Here is a 22,278-nt window from a genome sequence, read left to right as displayed (position 1 = left end):
CAATGCGAAGGAAAGCGGTATTACTGACGGTGGTGTTATCCCTGTCGGGCGGCAGCGCCCAGGCGATGGGGTTGCTGGATGCGTGGGAACTGGCGCTGCGCAATGACGCGCAGTTGCGGGCGGCCGGCTTCGAACGGGACGCCGGGCAAGAGGAAGTGGCGATCGGCCGCGCCGGATTGCTGCCCTCGCTGCAATATAACTATGGCGCCAATTACAGTCATTCCAAAGTGACGCAACGGGACCGGACGGTGAATAACACGACGAAACGTGATTACGATAACTACGTCTCGACGTTGACGCTGCGCCAGCCGCTGCTGGACTATGCCGCCTGGGCGCGTTACCAGCAGGGCGTCACCCGCAAACTGATGGCCGATCAGCGATTTCGCGATCGCAGTCAGGACCTGATGGTGCGTCTGTATCAGTCCTGGAGCGAAGCATTGCTGGCAAAGGAAAAGCTGATGCTGCTGGATGCGCAGCGCCGCGCCTATCAGGAACAACTGGCGCTGAACCGTCGCTTATTGGCGGCGGGGGAAGGAACGCAAACCGACCTGCGGGAAACGGAGGCACGTTACACCGTCACTGAAGCGCAGCGTATCGAGCAGGAAGATACGCTGGATGCCGCGATGACCGATCTGGAAAACATGATTGGTTCGCCGCTGCAAATTCAGGACCTGTCGCCGCTGGCGCTGGACGCGTTGCCGGATAACGTCACCGAAAATCGTTCGCTGTCGCAATGGCGTGAGCTGGCGGTGCGACACAACGCCAAGCTGGCGGTGCAGCGTGAAAACGTCGATTACAGCCGCTATGAAATTGAGCGTAACCGCGCCGGTCATCTGCCGACATTGGATCTGGTGGCATCCACCCGCAACAGCCTGTCGGAGTCCGAATACAACTACAACCAGAAATACGACACCCAGACCGTTGGTCTGCAGGTACGTGTGCCGCTGTATTCCGGCGGCGCCGTTTCGGCATCGATGCGTCAGGCCGCGGCGGAATACCAGCAAAGTCAGGCGGAACTGGATAACCAGACCCGGCAGACCTTTGCGGAATTGCGTCGTCAGTTCAACCTGTGCACCAACGGAGCCGCCAAAATCCGGGCCTGGCAGATGAGCGTGGCTGCCGCCGCGGAAGCGATCCGCGCTACGCGGCAAAGCGTCGCCGGCGGCGAACGTATCAATCTGGACGTGCTGATGGCGGAACAGGAGTGGTATAACGCCCGCCGCGAGCTGACGGAAGTCAAATATCGCTGGTTACAGGCATGGCTGAATTTGCGCTATACCGCCGGTACGCTAAATGAGCAGGATATGATGCAACTGGCGGCCTGGTTTCAGGCTGCGCATCCAATAAATAAAAACGGAATGAATACGGCTGCCGGCAATAAAGCGAATTAACGGTAACCTTTTGCGTTAACTGATTTATTTTTATACTAAAATTGATGGTTGTTTCCACAAAAAATTGATTGTCGTTTCCACGAAATTTCTTTCGCAGCCTGCTGCGAGGGATTGGTATGTCATTAAATTAGCCGTCGTGATAATGGTCGGCGACGTAATGGCGAAAAAAGGCATTCTGACAGTAATACGTCAGACTTTATGGAAGAAGTTATATGCAACAAAACGAAAAAGCTTCGTTAAATACCTCTGCCGCCGCTGCCAAGGCAGGCAGTTATACCGGCTATGCCGATGTGTATGATTTTTGGTTTTACCATCAGCGTGGCGACGGTCTGACTGTCAATGGCAAACCGTCTTATACCACCGACAAGGCGGTGAGTGAGGGATTAACGCGGCCGCATACCACCTGGAACGGTGATAACGTATTCGGCAAAGCGGCAAATCTGACTTATTCATTCCTTAACTCGTTTAGCTCGACGCCTAACGGTCATACCGGCCCGGTAAAATTTACGCCGGTGCAGATGCAGCAGGCGAAACTGTCATTGCAGTCCTGGGCGGATGCGGCAAACCTGACGTTTACCGAAGTCAGCCCCAATCAAAAGGCCAACATCACATTCGCTAACTATACGCGCAATGCCGACGGCAGCCTGAATACGGATACGCAGGCTTATGCCGCTTATCCGGGCACGCATCCGGTGTCCGGCAGCGCCTGGTTCAACTACAACCAATCGAGTATTCGTAACCCGGATACCGATGAGTATGGACGGCATTCGTTCACGCATGAAATCGGCCATGCGCTGGGGCTGAGCCACCCGGCGGAATACAACGCCGGCGAAGGGGATATCAGTTACAAAAACAGCGCTGCCTATGCGGAAGATTCCCGTCAGTTCAGCATCATGAGCTACTGGGAGGTGGAAAACACCGGCGGCGACTTCAAAGGGCACTACTCGGCGGGTCCGCTGATGGATGATATCGCCGCGATCCAGAAACTGTACGGCGCCAACATGACCACCCGTACCGGCGATACCGTCTATGGCTTTAACTCCAACACCGATCGTGATTTCTATACCGCGACCAGCAGCAGCAAGGCGCTGGTTTTCTCGGTATGGGATGCGGGCGGCAACGATACTTTCGACTTCTCCGGCTACAGCAACAACCAGCGTATCAACCTGAATGAAGGGTCGTTCTCGGATGTCGGCGGGCTGAAAGGCAACGTGTCGATCGCGCACGGCGTGACCATTGAGAACGCGATTAGCGGTTCCGGCAACGATATTCTGGTGGGCAACAGCGCCGACAACGTGCTGCAGGGCGGCGCCGGCGACGACGTGCTGTACGGCAGCCTCGGCGCGGATACGCTGACCGGCGGCGCCGGGCGCGACATCTTCGTATACGGCAGTGGTCAGGATTCCACCGTGTCGGCATACGACTGGATTACCGATTTCCAGACCGGTGTGGACAAGATCGATCTGTCGGCGTTCCGCAATCAGGGTCAGTTGAACTTTGTGCAGGATCAGTTCACCGGCAAAGGGCAGGAAGTGATGCTGCAGTGGGATGCGGCCAACAGCATCACCAACCTGTGGCTGCATGAAGCGGGTCACAGCTCGGTGGATTTTCTGGTGCGTATCGTCGGCCAGACTGCACAATCCGATATTATTGTGTAATCAACCACTGAAAATATTAAACAGGGTGGTTTAACTACCCTGTTTAATAAGATTTCCAAGGGAATCTTATTATCATGTCATTCCGGCAGGGCGTTGTTCGCCCTGAATAAAGAGTGACAGTATTTCTTTATGCTATTTCCAGAGGATTTTATGGGAAAAAATCTGTCTTTACGTCAAGATGACGCTCAACACGCATTATCGGCCAATACCAGCAGTGCGTATAATTCTGTTTATGATTTCCTGCATTACCACGACAGGGGTAATGGCCTGACCGTCAATGGCAAAACATCCTATTCCGTTGACCAGGCTGCGGCGCAAATTACCCGGGAGAATGTCAGCTGGAATGGAACCAATGTATTTGGCAAATCAGCCAATCTGACGTTTAAGTTTCTGCAATCAGTCAGTTCCATTCCATCCGGCGATACCGGGTTTGTGAAATTTAATGCCGAACAGATTGAGCAGGCGAAATTGTCGCTGCAATCCTGGTCGGACGTGGCAAATCTGACGTTCACCGAAGTGACGGGAAATAAGTCTGCCAATATCACCTTTGGTAACTATACGCGTGATGCGAATGGCAACCTGGATTATGGCACTCAGGCTTATGCCTATTATCCGGGAAATTATCAGAGCGCAGGCAGCAGCTGGTACAACTATAACCAGTCTAATATCCGTAATCCGGGGTCGGAAGAGTACGGCCGTCAGACATTTACCCACGAGATTGGCCACGCGCTCGGCCTGGCGCATCCGGGTGAATACAACGCCGGCGAAGGGGATCCGTCTTATCACGATGCCGTGTATGCCGAGGATAGCTACCAGTTCAGTATTATGAGTTACTGGGGCGAGAATGAAACCGGCGCTGACTACAACGGTCACTATGGCGGCGCGCCGATGATTGATGATATCGCGGCGATTCAGCGGCTGTATGGCGCCAACATGACCACCCGCACCGGTGACAGCGTGTATGGCTTCAACTCCAATACCGATCGTGATTTCTACACCGCGACCAGCAGCAGTAAGGCGCTGATTTTCTCGGTATGGGATGCGGGCGGCAACGATACTTTCGACTTCTCCGGCTACAGCAACAACCAGCGTATCAACCTGAATGAAGGGTCGTTCTCGGATGTCGGCGGCCTGAAAGGCAACGTGTCGATCGCGCACGGCGTGACCATTGAGAACGCGATTGGCGGTTCCGGCAACGATATTCTGGTGGGCAACAGCGCCGACAACGTGCTGCAGGGCGGCGCGGGCAACGACGTGCTGTACGGCGGTGCCGGTGCTGATACGCTGTACGGCGGCGCCGGGCGTGATACGTTCGTTTACGGCAGCGGTCAGGACTCCACCGTAGCGGCGTATGACTGGATTGCCGATTTCCAGAAAGGTATTGATAAAATCGACCTGTCGGCGTTCCGCAGCGAAGGCCAACTGAGCTTTGTACAGGATCAGTTCACCGGCAAAGGACAGGAAGTGATGCTGCAGTGGGATGCGGCCAACAGCATCACCAACCTGTGGCTGCATGAAGCCGGACACAGCTCGGTAGACTTCCTGGTACGAATCGTCGGTCAGGCGACACAGTCCGATATTATTGTGTAATGATATTCTGAAAATATTGCACAGGGCAGTTTATCTGCCCTGTTTCATTAATAATATATTGATAATTGCCAAAGGTTTATTTGTGAAATGATTTCGTCTTGTTTTTAATTTCAGCTTTAAAAAAGCAATCGTTTTCTTTTCTTTCTATTTCCCGCCATTCAAATAACTTATTTCATTTTAATCAATTAGCACCATATTGAAGCTGTGGGCTAAATCGCCAATAAATAGAAAATTAACCAATGAACCTTTACAAAAACATTACAGTGGCTTATATAAATATTAGCGCCAGTGATGGCGCTGTTTGTTTGCGTTAAATATCATCAAGATTATATGCCGAAAATATGTCATTAAATTGGCAGAGATGTTCTTTATCTAAAATTTAATGGCTATGGAATTTTCTGATTATTTATACCAATGAGGGTTTTATGGAAAAAAATCTGTCTTCACGTGATGATGACGCGTTGCATTCATTATCTGCCAGCAGCAGCTATGACTCTGTTTATGATCTGTTGCATTATCACGGGCGAGGAAATGGATTGACGATTAACGGCAAACCATCCTATTCGATTGAGGATGCGGGCGAACAAATTACCCGTGACAACGTCAGCTGGAATGGTTCGAATGTATTTGGTAAATCCGCCAACCTGACCTTCAAGTTTCTTCAGTCCGCGCGCTCCACACCGGACGGCGATACCGGGTTTGTCAAATTCAATGCCGCACAGGTTGCTCAGGCCAAACTGGCATTACAGTCCTGGTCTGATCTGGCCAACATCACCTTCACGGAAGTGACAGGGAATCAGTCGGCCAACGTCACTTTTGGCAACTATACCCGTGACTCCAGCGGCCGTCTGGATTACGGCACGCAGGCGTATGCCTATCTGCCGGGCAGCGGCAGCGCATCCGGTACCACCTGGTACAACTACAATGTGGACAACATTCGCAGCCCGGACAAAATGGAGTACGGCCGTCAGACGCTGACGCATGAAATCGGCCACGCGCTGGGGCTGAATCATCCGGGCGACTATAACGCCGGCGAAGGGAACCCCAGCTACAGCGATGTGACCTATGCCGAAGATACCCGTCAGTTCAGCATCATGAGCTACTGGAGTGAGAAGAATACCGGTGGGGATTTCAAGGGCCATTATGCCGCCGGCCCGATGCTGGATGATATCGACGCCATTCAGCGCCTGTACGGCGCCAACATGACCACCCGCACCGGCGATACCGTCTATGGCTTCAACTCCAACACCGATCGTGATTTCTACACCGCGACCAGCAGCAGCAAAGCGCTGATTTTCTCGGTATGGGATGCGGGCGGCAACGATACCTTTGATTTCTCTGGTTACAGCAACAACCAGCGTATCAATCTGAACGAAGGGTCACTGTCTGATGTCGGCGGGCTGAAAGGCAACGTGTCGATCGCGCACGGCGTGACCATTGAGAATGCCATCGGCGGCTCCGGCAACGATGTGCTGATCGGCAACAGCGCTGATAACATTCTGAAGGGCGGCGCCGGCGACGATATTCTGTACGGCGGGGGCGGGGCAGACCGTCTGTATGGCGGCAGCGGTCGTGATACCTTTGTGTATACCGCGGTATCCGACTCCAAAGTGGCGGCGCCGGACTGGATTCTCGATTTCCAGACCGGTGTCGATAAAATCGACCTTTCTGCACTGAACACCGGTAATAACCTGCATTTTGTTAATCAGTTCAGCGGCGGCGGTGGTGAGCTCCTGCTCAACTGGGATTCATCAGCCAACGTCAGCAACCTTTATCTGAACCTTGATAACAATACCTCGCCGGAATTCCTGGTGAAAATTGTAGGTCAGGTATCACAGACAGCCGATTTCGTTGTGTAACCGACTGATAACCAAAGGGCGGGTTCTCCGCCCTTTATTTCTCGCTGAGCATTTCCTCACGTCGTTTTGCCTTTTTGATACCAATTTAGTTACAACATACTTATATCTTCAATACTCCCCACTCAACCTGAAATAGTAGTGTGCTTATCGCAAAGCAGGAGAGGAAAGGCGGATTTTACCCATGATGCGAACGTCTTACAGTCTTCTCTTTATCAAACAGGAAGACGTCGGGCGAAACGCGGGGGACAGGCTGGGAATATGCCTGCCCCGCATTGTAAATGACTAGATGGCGATGCGTCGACCGATCTCGATCACCTGATTACCCGGCAGTTGGTAGTATTCCGTGACATGCAGGCAGTTTCGCATCATCCAGGCGAACAGGTAGGATTGCCAGCGCGGCAGGGCGTCCGCACTGTCTTTGGCGACGATCGATTCATGGCCGATATAATAGGTCACGGATTCGTGATCGGCACACGCTTTCAGCGGCGGCGTTTGCTTGAGCAGCTCGGGAATATTGGGCTTCTCCATAAATCCGTAGTAGGCCACGCCTTGCCAGAAACCGGGAAGTTTTTCGGTCAGTACCAGTTTGTCTTCCTCCCTGACGCGCGGCACATCCAGCACCTGAATGGTCAGGGCGATGATCTTGTCATGCAAGGCCTGGTTACGTTTGACATGCCAGCGCATCACCGGCGGTGCAACATTCTGCACTCGGGTTAAAAATACGGCGACGCCCGGTACGCGTGAAATGCCATCAGCCTGCAGCGATGAAAGAAACTCGTCTACCGGCAGCGTTTTTTCCGCCACGGTTTGCGATACGCGCGTCACACCCTGACGCCAGATAAACATCACGCAGAAAATCAGCATCGCCAGCAGCAGCGGAACATAGCCGCCGTCGAACACTTTCAGCATGTTGGCGACGCAGAATCCCACGTCGATCAGGATAAAAATGGCGGTGATGCCGAGACTCAGCATCTTGTTCCAGTGCCAAATCTTACGCATTGCCATATACAGCAACAACGTCGTCATCAGCATCGTAATGGAAACGGCAATGCCATAAGCGGCGGCCAGCCGCTCCGAAGACTGGAAGAAAATCACCAGACTGAGCGTGACCACCATTAATAGCCAGTTGACGGTGCCCAGATAGATTTGCCCATAGCTTTGCTCCGCCGTCTGGGTGATTTTCATTCTGGGCAGCCAGCCAAGCTGAATCGCCTGTCGCGTCATGGAGAACGCGCCGGAGATAATCGCCTGACTGGCAATAATGGTGGCCAGCGTGGCGAGAATAACCATTGGTATTTGCAGTGCGGGGGGACACAGGCGGTAAAGAATATTATTGTTAGCCTCGGTGCCGGATAAGATAAATGCCGCCTGACCGGCATAATTGAGCAGCAGGCAGGGGAGCGCTATCGCATACCAGGCAATCCAGATGGGCTTACGGCCAAAATGCCCCATATCGGCATACAGCGCTTCCGCCCCGGTGACGCACAGAAACACGCCGCCCAAAATCAGCAGGCCGATATGCCCGTGGGTGGCGAAAAATGTCAGCGCGTGGACTGGGTTCAGCGCCCAGAGTACGGCCGGATAATCAATGATGCTCTTGATGCCCAATAGAGCCAGCGTAGCAAACCACAGCAACATCACCGGTGCGAAAAACCGACTGATTTTGTCCGTGCCCAGCGGCTGAATGGCGAAGATGAGAACCAGCAGGACCATCGTCAGCGGCAGGATGTAATTGGCGGTTTCCGGAAACACCAGTTCCAGCCCTTCCAACGCCGACAACACCGAGATTGCCGGCGTGATCGCGCCGTCGCCATAGATAAAGGCCGCGCCCAGTAGCCCGGCGGCAATAATCCATTTCTGACGCTTGGCCTGGTTATTCTGCAACAGCGACATCAACGCCAGCACGCCGCCTTCGCCTTTGTTGTCGATCCGCATGGCGAACAACGCGTACTTGATGGAAGTAACAATGATCAACGTCCAGAACAATGTGGAAAGCAGGCCCAGTATGGTTTCCGGTCGGGCGGCATCGCCGGCCAGTTGTATCACGGTATTGAAGGTATAAAGCGGGCTGGTACCGATATCGCCAAATACAATGCCCAGTGCGGAAATAGCCAGCAAACCTGGTGCTTTTTCTTGCTGCGTATGTGTCATATGCACATCCCGGTGAATGGTTAGAATCAGGAAAAATGCCGTGTAATCATAGTGTAGACTGTTATGTTCATCCGGACGTGACGGCGCCGAAATTCTGGATAACATCAGAAAACATAAAGTGACATGAGTGACGCGAGGCGTGATGAAGCCTGGCTTAGGTGCGGGAATGGGTTTTCAGCAACGATAAAAAAGGGATTCCAAGACACATCGGAATCCCTGGCAAATGAGCGGTATGTCATACGCTCACGTGTTTCGTGGCGGATAACTTAATGCGGCAACGCCTGTTCCGGGTGAAGGCCGAGCCAGCCCGGCGACGGTTCGCCTTTGACTTCGCCCAGATACAGACCGATCTGCGCTCTGAAGCGTTCGACTGCCGCCCGGTCGCTCATGAAACGCTCAAACGCTTCCGGACTGGCATTCTTGTATTCCCAAATGTGCTTATAACCGGCCGGCGGCGCTACATCGGTGCGAACCGACCACATATACCAGACGTCGGTCTGCGTTTTCGGGTCCAGCAGCCAGCTCAGATACAGCCTGGCGGATTCCGGGTGTTTGGCCTGTTTGAAGATCGCCGCGCGCTGTGCCCAGGCGACAAACGGATCTTGCGCCGGCAGCACAAAGCGGGAATTGGCTTTGGCGTCAGGAACCAGCGCGCCGTCAGTGGAGAAGGTTACCGCAGACTTGCCGCTTTCCACATCGTCCGCCGGTGCCTGGGTGCCACGCACGTAAACCGGCTCTTGCTCGCTGAACTTCGCCACATAATCCCAGCCGTATTTATCCACCACCTGTTTGAACCAGAACAGCACGGCATCATCGTCGTTCGGGTAGGTGACGACGATTTTCCCTCTCAGGTCCGGGCGCAGGTAATCATTGGCTTCACGCGGCCAGGCTTTCTGATCGACCAGTTTGGTGTTGACCACATTACTGAACGCATCGACGAAAACGCCGGTCCAGGCGCCGTCCTGATCCCGGAATGCCGGCCAGATCTTGTCCCAACCCGCGGGTTTATAGTTCAGCAACGCGCCTTCCTTTTTCCAGCGCGGATAATCCTGCAGCGTCTGTAACTGTACAACGTCCGGAATCAGGCTGTCGGTAGCCAGTTGGTTGTCGATGCGGGCGTCATGAAACTTGCTGTAATCCACGATGACATTCAGCGTCATGCCTGGAAAGCGTTTCTCGAACGCCTGCTTGATACCATCCTGCTGACCCGCGGTATCACCGCCGGCATAGACCGTGACCACGCCGCCTTCTCTCAGCGCGCTCTGGTAAATCTGGTCCAGCGATCGCTGCTCCGGCGTGGTGGCGGCATACCCTGAAAAGGCGGCCGTGCCTCCCGCGAGAGCCAGCATCAGCCCGGCTGCCTTCATCGCGTTATTCACATTCTTCATACGATAGTCCTTGGTTACGTGTAGGTACTTTTCCCATGCAGGTACTTTTTCATGCAGGTACTTTGCCCGTGTAGGTACTGCTCCAGTTTCGCCGGTTGGTTATTACCGGCAAAGCCATGCCTGCCGGGGCAGTTGGCCGCCCCGGAGGAACATGTTTCGTTTCAATAGTGGCGGGTGACCGTGACCCGCACAGGTGTGCCTTAAGGGCCGATGGCGGACCTGTTGGTGACGATGGCGTGAAAAGCCGCCCGAATCACCGCCGCATCCGGCAAATCATCGATGCCGCTCAGAATACCGCGCATCAACCAGGCATCGGTGAACGATACCGCCGTCTGTGACACCGGGCGGCTGAAACCGAAATGCTCGCCCAATATCGTTTCGTGAGCTTGTAGCCACTCGGCAGCGTGTGGACGCAGAAGAGGGCGGGAAACCGCAGCGACGAACAGTTCATATTCACGAGTCAGCCTTGAGCGCTCGCCGATAGTCCAGAAGACGAAATCGGTCAGGATCCCGGCGGGATCGTCGGCTCCGTGCAGAGAAAGCCAATGCCGGGTGCTGACCGCAAAGTCTTCAATCGCCTGATGCATCACCGCGGCCAGCAGGTCATCCAGCGTTTTAAAGTGGTAGGTGGTGGCGCCTAGCGACATCTGTGCTTCTTCAGCGACTGCCCGGTGTGTACAGGCGTGCAGGCCATCACGCCGAATGATGGTCGCTGCGCTGCGTATCAGCTGTTCTGCTGTGATTTCGCTTTTCGATCTCATGGTTCCTCTCCGGGCGTCAGCGGGAACGCCAGCCCACGATGAAAGCGGGCAATATCGGCGTTCCGTAATCTGGCCTGCATCGTATCCTTGCCGGCAGTAAGAAGAGAATAGCGTGGATTTGACAGTCTTGCTCAAAAAAACAGAATGAACTTTTGGATCAAAAAACCATTTGTTATCTTATATAAAGAATTTAATTCTGATTTTTTTTTATAAAATTTAACTTTACGAACTTAAATATCTATTTTAATACAAATGTACAATTTTAAGTGCTGAATGCGCTGCTATCGACATTCGTCTTGCGAATAAGGGGGGATGGCCGACGCCGTGCGGTTTCTTGAACTGCTGAAATATGGCATACTGCGACATAATTAAACTGTACTGTCCGGTTACCTAAAAATAACGCTGACTGAACCATCCGGACAGGTGCCAGAGGAGGAGTAATGCGAACACTGACCGAGGAAAAACGGCAGGCGATTATTGATGCCGCCACTCAGCTTTTTCAGGAAACCGGATACGAGCGGGCATCCATGAATGAAGTGGCTAAGCGTGTAGGGGGATCGAAAGCAACGCTCTATAACTACTTCACCTCAAAGGAAGAGTTGTTTGAGACGATCGTACGCACCTACAGTACGCGCTTTTTGACGGAGGCGGCGGCAGAACTCAGTACGCCGGAAGCGGAGCTGCTTTCCCTGGAGAATAAGCTGACGCGGTTTGGTGAGAAAATGATGCATGTGCTGACCGGCGGGAATCCGGCGCTGCAAATCTATCGTATTGTGGTTGGCGAGGCCGGCCATTCTGACATTGGCGAGTTATTTCAGGGCTCGGGGACGAAAGAGAGTATGGCCAGGCTGGCTGATCTCATGGCCGATGCCATGCAAAAAGGTGAGCTGACTCAGGCAGATCCCGCGCTAAGGGCCAAACAGTTTACGGCGTTGGTCAAAGCGGAAGCGGATGCGATGCTACTGCAGCGTGAACCGCCCGACTGTTCGCCGGCGCGGATCGGGGAAATGGTGAGAAACGGCGTCGAGCTTTTCCTGCATGGCGCTTCTTTCCGGAAAGACTAATAAGCCACTCGCAGGCCGGCGACTTATTTAGAAAATGAATCCCCGCCGGCTACTGATGTTCCAATCGACCATCGTCGGTTCTCCGACACCTCCGGTGCCACACCATGACGCGCTGAGCGCGCTTTTATCCGCTTCTTTTCAGACAATCAGCGGCTTGACAGTGTTTTTTCTTTATATAAACTAAACCGTACAGTTTAATTATTGAGGAATAGAGCATGAGAATTCTGGCTTTGGCAGGATTTACTGCGGCTGTCTGTATGCTGACCGGCTGTGTCTCCCTGTTCTAGGGAGATGCCATCTTATTCGGTTGTGAGTGAGGGAAGAACATGAGAATTGTTGGTCTGGTTTGCATCATCATGGCTGCTATGATCCTGAACGGTTGCCTGTCCATCGGCAGTCATATTTAGCGCGACGCCTCTGTGTATGAAACAGGAGCCAGACCGGGTAACCGAACTGGCTCCTGTTTCAGGAAATGCCTGCCATCACTGCACTGACGCCTCACTCGGTTGGTTCCTTCTGTTTATTTACATACCGCTTTTCTGTTTCACGATTGGCAGGCTATGTTGCCCTCATGTTGTTGCCACCGCCGGGCGGTTTCCGTCATCTGCGTCGCGACCTGTGCAATAATCTTTTGCCAGGCAGAAAACAGGTGCGCGTTATCGCCGACGGCGCTTTCCGTTAACTGGCTGCGGCAAGACAGTTTCAGGCGTTTATCTCCGTTTTTGACGCTAAGACTCCAGTCGGCGTCTAGCGAGACGAACTGACCGGGCCAGCTGTCAAAGCGTCGAATCTGCATTCGGATCCGCAGCACCGGGATATCGCGCGGCAGGGGCTGCCCCGATGCATCTTGGGCGCCCGACCGCTGGACCAGCAGTGATGACAGTGCCGTGTGAATCTCATCGCTCAGCGGGCTCAACCAGCGATCGTCGTCAAGAATCATGGCGCCATCCTGACCATCGCGAATTACCACCTGCTGCCTGTCCACCTGCGCCGGTACCTCGATCGGTAATAAATCAATCTCGAATAACGCCGGGTGCGGGTATACCACACCGGCGGCAGGGGGAACCAACGTATGGTAGCGAACCTGTGGGGAACGGCAGGCCGGTAGCGTCAGAACCGTGATGACAGCGAGCAGCGGCAGCATCAATCTCATGGATGTTTTCCTTTGGGCGAAGTAGCGCGGTCATCCGCTGCGTCAGGGGTCGGAGCCGGTGTACGCCCACGCAGCAGCGACTCCGGGTTGCGCTCCAGCTGTTCGGTAAATTCCCTCAGGGTGCGTAGCGTCCGGCTCGCTTCCTGCAACGTCTGGGTAAAATGAATCAGCAATGGCGAGTCTTCCGCTATCAGCTCCTGGGCGTTTTCCGTCGTCAGCTGCGTTTGTTTCATCAGGCTGTTCGCCGTCGGTAATGTCTGGCTATTGACCAGCCGCAGCGTTTTGTTCAGTTCAACCAGGGTGTTGTTCAGGTTGTTGCCGATGGACTCCAGCGGCATTTTGTTAACTTTGGCGACGATACTGCCCAATTGCGCCTGCAATTTATCCAGCCCGCCGCTGACGGTCGGTAATTCGATAGGGCGAGCGTTTGAATTAAAGGGAACGTTGGGGGCATCAGGCACAAAATCGAATGAAATATACAGCTGCCCGGTTAACAGGTTACCGGGAACCGCCTGGGCCCGCAGCCCGTGGGCGACCAGGTCGCGGGTGAATTGGGCGGCTCTGTTGACGGTTTCTGCCGGCGAAGAGGGTGCCGATGACGATGAACCAGAGAGTTTATTCAGCAAACTCCCCAGACGTGCGGGGTACACTTCAACATCCACTACCGTCGGGAAACGATAGCCGGTGGGATTATAATCCAGCGTGACGGCCACGACCCGGCCGATGGTAACACTGGAAAATTCTACCGGCGCGCCGACATCCAGACCATGCAAAGCACGTTCAAACCGAAGCCGGAATGGAATTGCCGGTCCGTCCGGCGCCGACAGGGCGGATTCCTGATCCTGCGCCAGTCGATAGCTAACAGAGGGGTTAATCGCCGGCGTTTTATTGCCATCCGGTGTGGCAAACGCGATGCCGCCGGCCAGCACCGCCGCCACGGTCTGTGTTTTCAGGCGAAAGCCGTTGGTGCCGACGGATAAGTCGACGCCGCTGACATTCCAGAAACGGGTGTCAGGCTGCACCAGTCGGTCATAAGGCGCGTCAATGAAAACCTGCAAACTGACGCCACGGCCGTCTTCTTTCAGATGGTAAGAGGCAAGGCGCCCAACCTGTACCCGGCGGTAATAAACCGGTGAGCCGATATCCAGCGATCCCAAATCGTCGGCGTCAATGGCAAAGTGGCTGCCGGGCATGTCATTAATAATGGCAGGAGGGGTTTCCAGACCGGTAAATTCGCGCCGGGTTTCCGATGAATAGCCTTTGTCCACACCGATATAGGCGCCGGACAACAGGGTATCAATACCGCTGACGCCGCTCATCCCCACGCGTGGCCTGACTACCCAAAACCGTGAGCCGGTACGCGCCAGATTCTCTGCGTTTTTGTTTAGTTGAACCCTGACCAGTACACGGGAACCGTCATCGTTAAGAACGATATCTTTTACTATTCCGACCGTAACGTCTTTGTATTTGACCGTGGTTTTACCGGCTTCAAGCCCTGTCGCACCGCGAAAGGAAAGGGTGATGTCAGGACCGGCGGCCAGCCGAGACTGAACCAGCATGGCGAGGCTGATCGCCAGCGCGATAACCGGGACGAACCAGATAGCGGCATGACGCCAGTTGCGACGAATGGCGGTGATCTCGCCCGGTAACATCTGATTCATTGCTCATCCTCCCAGATCGAACGCGGGTCGAAACTCATGGCGGAGAGCATGGTCAGGATAACCACCAGCCCAAAAAACAGAATGCCGGGGCGGGGTTCCGCTTCTCCCAGCGTATGAAAACGAACCAGGCTGCACACCACCGCAACGACAATCACATCCAGCATGGACCAACGGCCTATCCATTCCGTTATGCGATAGAGCCGGGTGCGCTCGCGTCTTGCCCATACGCTTTTCCGACGCGCGGTGACCAGCAGGATCATCAGGGACAGGAATTTCATGCAAGGAATCACGACGCTGGCAATGAATATTATCAGGGCGATGCCATACGAGCCGTGCTGCCAGAAATCGATAACGCCAGTCATAATCGTACTTTCGCCGGCGCTGGCGAGCAGACTGGTGTACATCACCGGCAAGGTATTGGCCGGAATATAAAGAATCAGGGCGGCAAGCAGCAAAGCCCACGACAAGGCGGTGCTTCCCGGGGAATGTGCATCAAGCCGGGTGTGACAACGTGGGCAACGGGCTGCGCTGTCATTCGGCGCCGGCGCGTCGCAAACCAGACCGCAAACCGGGCAATCGCAGACATTCATCTGACGAGCTGAAGGCGCTTTATGCATGATGCGTCCTTCCGCGATGAACGGCTGAGTCAAGCGACCAAAGCCAATGATTATCCTGACGGGTAATCATCAGAACCAGCATCAATGAGGCAACCAGAAACCACCCTCCGGGCTCGACAGCAACATCCAGCAGGCCGGACAGTTTCACCGCTGCGATCAGAAAACCGGGCAGGCCCACTTCCATCATGTTCCAGGGGCGTAGCCACCGCAGCGTTTTCATGAGGGCAATAAAGCCCGGCGCTCGTCGACCGGCGCTTGCGAACAACAAAATCCAGGTTAACAGCATGATTTGTAATGAAGGGGCAAGAATAAGGAACAACACCGCACACCACGCCAGCAGGAAGGTATCGCCCTGAGCAAGCGACCACATGGATTGCCAGAGCGTCACGTCATGCGTTAGCCCATGAAAACTCACCGTCATGACCGGCCAGGCATTGGCCATCAAAAAGGTGACGGCGCAAGCAAAGGCCAGAGGGAGTAAACGTGCCGGATCCATCGGGGGTGAGCGATAAAGAATGGTCAGACAACGCCTACATTGCGCCACATCTTTGCCGACCAGAGGGCGGAGGCGATACACGCAGCCGCAGTGTGGGCAGGCGATCAAATACGGGTAGCTTTTCATCGCGGCGGACAGACTCAGCAAGATTTAAGAGGTGAAACAGATAACCGGTTTTCGGTTATCTGTGGTCTTTAACATTCACCGGTATAACCGCGAGGGGCCCACGGGAACGCGTCGCGGGCGATTCTGCCGGTCAACGGGAATCGCTTATTTCAGGATGCCGGCCAGCTCTTCCGCGCCTTTATCGAGCCCGACTTCTGCCGCACTCAACGAGCCAATGCTGGCAGAGACATTCATAGCGTTCGGGTATTGTTTGGCGACATAGGCATGGAGCAAGCGATTGGAAGTAGAGTCGTAGATCTCGACAGCGTAACTCACCGATCCGCTGAACATGCCTTCTTTCCCACGGATAGACTGCACGATGTTGTAAGGCCCGCCGGCCAAGTCGAATTTGGTGAATGTCCCCACAACCTGCGTGGTGGTTTCCGCACCGGTAAGCGTCAATTTCAAACGTAAAACATCTGGCGCAGATGCTGTCGCTGGTCTGAAACGCGGGCGCAGCGCCTCTTCGAACTTTGTTTGCATATAGGCGGCAAGTTGTTGCCTGTCAGCGGTGGACAGGTCGCCAAACTGATTGTCGCTGCCTGAATAAACCACGACAGGCTCAATGATAATGCTGTTGTACTTTTTCCAGTCCACCGGCGCGGCGTACCTGAAGGGGATTCGGTCGGATGCATCACCACTGTTAGGGGTCAGCTGGGCTGATGACCCAATACCGGTGTAGCGTAAGGGTTGCTGGCTACCAGAACAACCGGCCAAAAAGATGGCGAGAGTCACGATGGCTGGCTGGGCGGCCCGGGCGAATGCTTTCATTTGACGTATCCTGTAATAAAGAACTTGTTGTTGATGACGTAACACTTCCCTGATGAAGGCGGAAACCTTCTCTACACGGTGTTAGCTCCCCGGTTAGCGATAAGATCGTGCCGAGTATTTAACTGAACTGTACGGTATAGTTTTGCATTGGCATTCTTGAACTGTCAAGGGAATGTTGCGGGCATGCCGCATGGTGTTGGTTGTCAGAGCGGCAGGTGAGGGTGTCGGTGGGCAGCACGCTGTGCGGTTAGAAACACACGGCGTGGATAGCCGGCTTGCGGACAAAAACACGAATGTCGCGATTGCGATTTAATGAAAAAAGCGAAGGGGACTAAAAAGAGAGTTACCGGTATAACCGGCAACTCTCATTACTCAAGGGCATCTTGTCATCATGGAGATTAGGGCAGTTGGACTTTTCCGGTGATCAAATAGGCGGATGACGTGCTGTCTGACATCGGCGGAAGCGTATCGCTTAATATATTGCCTTTGATATCGGTAAATTCGATCGGAATATCATTTTTGCCAACGAATTCCAGAATAAAGTGATTGTAATCTGTTTTTGGCGCACTAACCCACTGACTGCCTCGCAGATATTTCATCCCAATAATTGGATATTTGACATTTCTGAATTGTACTGCCGCCCAATAAGGATTAGAACCTTCTTTAACTCTGTACACCACATTGCCGCTTACCGGCGCTTTTACCAGCTCCCACTGGATATTAATTTTCCCATCCTGCAAATTGCCAATTTTCTCGAACGCATTGAATGACAAGTCCAGTGCGCAATCACCGCCTTCAGGATATAAATCAGTAACATATACAATAGTGCTTCCCTTCGGCCCGGTGACTTTGAGATAAGCGCCGGCGAGTGCGGCTTTAACACCTTTATAGTCCAGTTGCGTCCTGTTTAACGCGGTTATCTCCATATTGGCAGGGATCGGATCCAACAATAAAGCGCCGCCGGAATAACCCGAACCCGTGGCGGTCGCATAGCCATAGCAGATATCGCCAAGTTCCCAGGCAGCCTGAGAACTGTGGGACAGAGGTAATAACACTGAAGATATTAATAAAGCCGTTTTGAATTTCATCATATTCACGTCCATATATTATTTGATGTAAGATAGAAGCACGTCCTGCTTCACATTAACATTGTTAAATATTTATATTTCAGTGAATGAGATAAGTCTCAAAATTAATTAATAGAGTAACCATTCATCATGAAAAATTATTTTTCATGGCGTTGATTAAATATAACGTCAGGAGGAATAAGTAGGGAAATCACATGATGTAATGCAATGATACTCATCATCTTCAATCAAGAACTGATTGGAAATTAGTGACAGCGGTCGGGAGTGTTCATGCCAGCCTGGCCGGTGAGCCTTAGCATCAGGGCATCATCACCACTCATCGTTGCGCATGCACCCGGCACTGCTCTGAACCCGTGTTTTCTCATGAGTCTTCCCCTGTTGTGATGAGTGGTACATAATTGATTGCTTTTCAAACACCAGACACTGCCTTCATATCATCTGTTTTAAACCTGAGAGGGAATTCTTGATGGGTGTCCCACAAACAAAGTCTGATCTGCTCTCCGCTATTGATAAAAATTTCAATAAATTAATCGGTTACCTTAGCGCGATTCCGCCTGAACTCACTTCGGATAAATCGATGGATGGCCATGCAAAAGGCACGGAGATGAGCGTGTGTGATCTTGTTGCGTATTTGCTGGGATGGAACACGCTGGTGGTAAAGTGGATCACCGATGATGCAAGAGGTCAGCCTGTCGACTTCCCGGAAACCGGTTATAAGTGGAATCAACTTGGGCTACTGGCACAGAAATTTTACATGGATTACAAAGAATTAAATTACCCGTCATTAATAAACAATCTCCAGTCGGCAAAAGATGAAATAGTGAAGCTTATTGATGAGCGCACTAATGAAGAACTGTATGGAAAGTCATGGTATGGCAAATGGACAATGGGACGTATGATCTCATTTAACACATCGTCACCTTATGCCAATGCTAATGGCAGATTAAGGCAGTGGGCGAAAAATAATCACATTCGCTTAAAGTAAGACCGTGCTGACATGTCGTCAGCCGGAAGGTGGTGTGGAACGATGACACCACGCTCACAAACCAATTAGGAAAAAATTCCTTTTATAATGCCAGTAAGCGTGTTTTATGCGTGGAATGCTATTTTTACTGTGATATGATTGAGCCATTATCCCATTAGGATCATTTTAATTGCCATTTTTTAATCTGGGTAGCCTCGATATCTTTACATATTTCGGGGTGTTCGTTACGCCTGGCTATTGATCCGGACGATTCCCCTGTCCGTTAAAAATGCGCTATCCGGGGATACGTTCCGGTCACACCAATCAACAGTTATTGGTTAGGGTAAGTTCTAATTATTATCTATAAAATATAATGCATTATTGATTATTTATCATAAGTATAACAAAGAGAACATAATAAAATGGAATGGCTTTATATAGCGAGGATTGTGTCAACTTTTGCTGTTATTGTTTTGCATATCTCTGCTTATACGGTAACCCAGGCCGAGCTTGGGACTTTTTCCTGGTGGGCGGGTAATTTATATGATTCATCAGTTCGTTGGTGTGTTCCTGTTTTTATTATGATTAGCGGGGCGCTACTGCTTTCTCCTGGAAGGATCGAAAATCTATCTGATTTTTACAAAAAAAGGATAGGTAAGATATTGGTTCCATTATTATTTTGGTCTTTTTTCTTTATTTCATGGAGTTTATTTAAAGCCAAATTAAATGGTGAGGGGGAGGGCGACATACTAAAAAGCGTCATGAATGGAAGGCCTTATTATCATATGTGGTTTTTGTACATGATAATAGGGCTCTATATGTTCACTCCGCTGATTAGGGTGTTAGTGGCTAATATGAGTGAAGAACGGCTGTTGTTTTTCGTTTTCCTGATGTTTGTTTTTTGCTCTCTAAGTGACATGTATAATTTTTTAATCGGGAATAGTGATTTCTTGTTTGTTGGTGAATTCATTTATTATGTTCCATATTACATCTGTGGTCATCTGATCGCAAAAAATCATACCAGCAAACATCTTTCATTTTATATCTTTCTGTTTTTAATTTCATTGTCTTTAACTTGTATTGGTTACTATTCACTATCGTCTTTTTCAGGAAAAGAAATAGGTCTTTATTTTTATAGCTATTTAAGTTTTAACGTTATAGCTATGTCTATTTCTGTTATGTGGATTTTGAAATTTACCCGCCTACGTAAGTCTCATAGCAATAAATTGAGGTTTTTATCTGATGTTAGTCTGGGTATTTATCTAATTCATCCTGTTTTTATTGAGGTTTTTTATTATCTGGCCGCAAGACGATGGATCGATTATTCCATCGTCTCCATACCGTTGATGTCCATGATTGTTTTCGCATGTTGCGTGGTTTCGGTTTTTTTTATAAAAAAAGTCCCTTACTTAAGACGAATTGTGTGATTTTCGGCGCTTCACCGCGAACCGGATCGCAGCAGTGTCAGGGATGCAATCAGGCGGCGGCGAGGAGCCGATAAGGCAAAGTGTTACCTGCAAAGGACAACCACGTGCCGAAATGCATCATTTTGTGCCCCTAAGGGACATGCAACTGTAGAAGTGACAGTGGATAGTAATCTCCTCAGGACTGATGGGTGGCACCTGAGCGCTGAATCCGTGTGGCCACACAGAAATACTGGAACGGGATGACTCATCACAATCCGGAAAGAGATATTCTGTTGGAAGGGAGGATGACAGTAGTCAAAGTAGTGAACTAATGGTTCTTAAGCATCTATCCGATCGGGCTGGGTTAATGTCAACTGTGTGAGCCTTGACTTCGGCTACAACGCAACGGCGTGGAAAGGGTAAGTGTATGATTGATTGTAACTTGAATGAGCTAGTTTCCCGCCAAACACAATTTAACATAATATACATTATGCGAACCAAGATGAGATCCGGCGGGTTCTGGCGTTCCTGACTGGTAATCCCATTCAATATAATGCTTTTTTCAGCCTGAGGATCTCCATCGATTCACTGACTGGCCTGAACCCATGACGCTGATAAAGGACTTTGGCCGGATTATCCCGAAAGACACAAATGCGAAGGCTTTTTAGCCCCTGTTGCTGTGCTTGCCCTTCGATTTGTTCTAATACCCATGTCCCCATGCCTTTCTTTTGCCATTGTGGGTAAAGCTGCAAATCGTTTATCAGGCAAAATGAATCCTGGCTATTAATCTGCTGGCTGACAAACCCGGCGCTATGCTGGTGAGAACAGATAACCAATACATCGAGTGAATGCAGTAAGGTACTGTAACGTTCTCCATTCCAGATCAGGCCATAACGCCGATTGTAATCCATCATATTTGCTCTGCTTAACTCTTCTATCCATCGGTAATCGGCTTTACTGGCTGTGGACAGCCGCAGATCTTGCATCCTGGTCGTCATGAACATTCTCTTTCGATTGAGATCATCAATAGCTTTTACCTTATGCTCAGCCCTGATTTTTCGCCAGCAGTTTGCTTCAGCGGTCATTTTGGCGCTGAATTTGCGAAAACGGTGATCTGTGCATAGGCTTAATAGAGCACTCAAATCATTTTCATCAAAATAATCAGTCTAATAGCGTTTCCCGCCCGATCCGCATGTCAGTTTGTCTTGTGCCGTACTCTGGATAAATCAATACCTGTCGAGCGCCTATAGGAGACGAAATGCCTGAATTGACTAAAAACTGGGTTATTTTTACCGATCTTGATGGCTCGCTGCTGGACCATGACACCTATCGTTGGGATGAGGCTCTCCCGTGGCTGAGGCGACTGCGGTCCCACCGTGTGCCGGTGGTTATCACGACCAGTAAAACCGCGGCAGAAATTATGTCGATTCAGCAGGAACTGGAATTGCACGACATGCCGGCCATCGCGGAAAACGGCGCGCATATCCTGCTGCCGGCATCCTGGCAAACACGGTTGCAGACATCACGACCGCCCACTTCACGTACTTATCCCGACATTTGCCGACAGTTACAGGCTTTACGCGCGCAGTATGGTTTTCTGTTCCGAGGTTTTAGCGACATGGACGATGCCACTGTGGCGGCTGTCACCGGCCTAACGCTGTCGCAAGCTGCTCTGGCTCGCCAACGCACCGCCTCAGAACCCGTGCTGTGGCAAGGGGATGAGGTATCACTGGAAATGTTTAGGGCGTGTCTGGCTCAAAAACACTTGTCGCTGACCGAAGGCGGCCGTTTTTTTCACGTGATGCATGAAGGCATCGGTAAAGGCGTAGCAGTGAACTGGCTGAGGCAACATATTGAATCGACAGCCCATTCGTCGTTGGTCACCCTCGGTTTAGGTGACGGACCGAATGATATTTCGCTGCTGGAGGCAACCGATTATGCCGTCATCATTAAAGGGCGCGTTAGCGAAAAGGTGACGTTGTCACCCAATTTTTGTGGTCAATCCTATCGCACACAGGCAGTCGGACCGGCTGGCTGGAGTGAAGGATTAACCTATTTTATCAGCCGTTATGGGGCTGAACTGCTTGATTGATTA

18 protein-coding genes are annotated in these 22,278 nt (G+C 51.7%); 8 read left to right on the top strand and 10 right to left on the bottom strand.

Features of this window, described 5'->3' with window-relative positions:
• The first annotated feature begins 2 nt into the window (after positions 1-2).
• The 4 genes from CPA59_RS11335 (at position 3) to CPA59_RS11320 (ending at position 6,498) form a co-directional block, all read left to right on the top strand.
• Positions 3-1,391 (top strand): TolC family outer membrane protein, encoded by a 1,389-nt coding sequence (locus tag CPA59_RS11335; RefSeq protein WP_107759401.1) that lies wholly within the window; start codon positions 3-5, stop codon positions 1,389-1,391.
• A 212-nt stretch (positions 1,392-1,603) separates the two neighbouring features.
• Positions 1,604-3,049, top strand: coding sequence for a serralysin family metalloprotease (locus CPA59_RS11330; protein ID WP_038919075.1), 1,446 nt, complete (start codon positions 1,604-1,606; stop codon positions 3,047-3,049).
• Positions 3,050-3,199: 150 nt separating this feature from the next.
• On the top strand, positions 3,200-4,639 hold the full coding sequence (locus tag CPA59_RS11325) for a serralysin family metalloprotease (RefSeq protein WP_107759399.1): 1,440 nt from the start codon (positions 3,200-3,202) through the stop codon (positions 4,637-4,639).
• Positions 4,640-5,064: 425 nt separating this feature from the next.
• Entirely contained in the window at positions 5,065-6,498 is a 1,434-nt protein-coding gene (locus CPA59_RS11320; RefSeq protein ID WP_107759397.1) for a serralysin family metalloprotease, read from the top strand.
• A gap of 282 nt (positions 6,499-6,780) precedes the next feature.
• On the opposite strand, the gene CPA59_RS11315 is transcribed toward CPA59_RS11320, so the two are convergent.
• The 3 genes from CPA59_RS11315 to CPA59_RS11305 form a co-directional block, all read right to left on the bottom strand.
• The gene (locus CPA59_RS11315; protein WP_107759395.1) at positions 6,781-8,649 is read right to left on the bottom strand and encodes a potassium transporter Kup; all 1,869 of its coding nucleotides are present in this window, start codon (positions 8,647-8,649) and stop codon (positions 6,781-6,783) included.
• Positions 8,650-8,915: 266 nt separating this feature from the next.
• Positions 8,916-10,016, bottom strand: a complete 1,101-nt coding sequence (locus CPA59_RS11310; protein ID WP_107760807.1) for an extracellular solute-binding protein — start codon at positions 10,014-10,016, stop codon at positions 8,916-8,918.
• A 221-nt stretch (positions 10,017-10,237) separates the two neighbouring features.
• Positions 10,238-10,798: a TetR/AcrR family transcriptional regulator gene (locus tag CPA59_RS11305; protein WP_107759393.1), complete on the bottom strand. Its 561-nt coding sequence runs from the start codon at positions 10,796-10,798 to the stop codon at positions 10,238-10,240.
• A gap of 440 nt (positions 10,799-11,238) precedes the next feature.
• On the opposite strand from CPA59_RS11305, the gene CPA59_RS11300 reads away from it, so the two are divergent.
• A complete protein-coding gene (locus CPA59_RS11300) occupies positions 11,239-11,862 on the top strand; it encodes a TetR/AcrR family transcriptional regulator (RefSeq protein ID WP_038919070.1) in 624 nt (207 codons plus the stop codon).
• 544 nt (positions 11,863-12,406) lie between these two features.
• On the opposite strand, the gene CPA59_RS11295 is transcribed toward CPA59_RS11300, so the two are convergent.
• The 6 genes from CPA59_RS11295 to CPA59_RS11270 all read right to left on the bottom strand — a co-directional run bounded on the left by CPA59_RS11295 (position 12,407) and on the right by CPA59_RS11270 (position 17,816).
• Positions 12,407-13,015 carry a membrane integrity-associated transporter subunit PqiC gene (locus CPA59_RS11295; RefSeq protein WP_107759391.1) on the bottom strand — a complete coding sequence of 203 codons (609 nt, stop codon included), beginning with the start codon at positions 13,013-13,015 and terminating at the stop codon, positions 12,407-12,409.
• A complete protein-coding gene (locus CPA59_RS11290) occupies positions 13,012-14,676 on the bottom strand; it encodes an intermembrane transport protein PqiB (protein WP_107759389.1) in 1,665 nt (554 codons plus the stop codon). The genes CPA59_RS11295 and CPA59_RS11290 overlap by 4 nt, the downstream gene beginning before the upstream one ends.
• On the bottom strand, positions 14,673-15,293 hold the full coding sequence (locus CPA59_RS11285; protein ID WP_038919065.1) for a paraquat-inducible protein A: 621 nt from the start codon (positions 15,291-15,293) through the stop codon (positions 14,673-14,675). Before CPA59_RS11285 ends, CPA59_RS11290 begins: the two co-directional genes overlap by 4 nt.
• Positions 15,286-15,915, bottom strand: coding sequence for a paraquat-inducible protein A (locus tag CPA59_RS11280; protein WP_159077938.1), 630 nt, complete (start codon positions 15,913-15,915; stop codon positions 15,286-15,288). The genes CPA59_RS11285 and CPA59_RS11280 overlap by 8 nt, the downstream gene beginning before the upstream one ends.
• Before the next feature lie 144 nt (positions 15,916-16,059).
• Positions 16,060-16,725 (bottom strand): DUF3313 domain-containing protein, encoded by a 666-nt coding sequence (locus CPA59_RS11275; protein WP_049853997.1) that lies wholly within the window; start codon positions 16,723-16,725, stop codon positions 16,060-16,062.
• Between the two features lie 398 nt (positions 16,726-17,123).
• Complete coding sequence (locus CPA59_RS11270; RefSeq protein WP_038668498.1) at positions 17,124-17,816, bottom strand: expansin EXLX1 family cellulose-binding protein; 693 nt, start codon at positions 17,814-17,816, stop codon at positions 17,124-17,126.
• A gap of 463 nt (positions 17,817-18,279) precedes the next feature.
• On the opposite strand from CPA59_RS11270, the gene CPA59_RS11265 reads away from it, so the two are divergent.
• Positions 18,280-18,798, top strand: coding sequence for a ClbS/DfsB family four-helix bundle protein (locus CPA59_RS11265; protein ID WP_107759385.1), 519 nt, complete (start codon positions 18,280-18,282; stop codon positions 18,796-18,798).
• Between the two features lie 401 nt (positions 18,799-19,199).
• Positions 19,200-20,204: an acyltransferase gene (locus CPA59_RS11260; protein ID WP_107759383.1), complete on the top strand. Its 1,005-nt coding sequence runs from the start codon at positions 19,200-19,202 to the stop codon at positions 20,202-20,204.
• Positions 20,205-20,728: 524 nt separating this feature from the next.
• On the opposite strand, the gene CPA59_RS11255 is transcribed toward CPA59_RS11260, so the two are convergent.
• Positions 20,729-21,325, bottom strand: a complete 597-nt coding sequence (locus tag CPA59_RS11255; protein WP_159077937.1) for an N-acetyltransferase — start codon at positions 21,323-21,325, stop codon at positions 20,729-20,731.
• Between the two features lie 116 nt (positions 21,326-21,441).
• On the opposite strand from CPA59_RS11255, the gene CPA59_RS11250 reads away from it, so the two are divergent.
• Positions 21,442-22,275, top strand: coding sequence for a mannosyl-3-phosphoglycerate phosphatase-related protein (locus CPA59_RS11250; protein WP_107759379.1), 834 nt, complete (start codon positions 21,442-21,444; stop codon positions 22,273-22,275).
• The last annotated feature ends 3 nt before the right edge of the window (positions 22,276-22,278 follow it).

This window comes from Dickeya sp. Secpp 1600, from assembly GCF_003049805.1.
Taxonomy (GTDB): Bacteria; Pseudomonadota; Gammaproteobacteria; order Enterobacterales; family Enterobacteriaceae; genus Dickeya; species Dickeya fangzhongdai.
The sequence above is the reverse complement of the archived record's forward strand: the minus strand, read 5'-3'. Positions and strand labels throughout refer to the sequence as shown.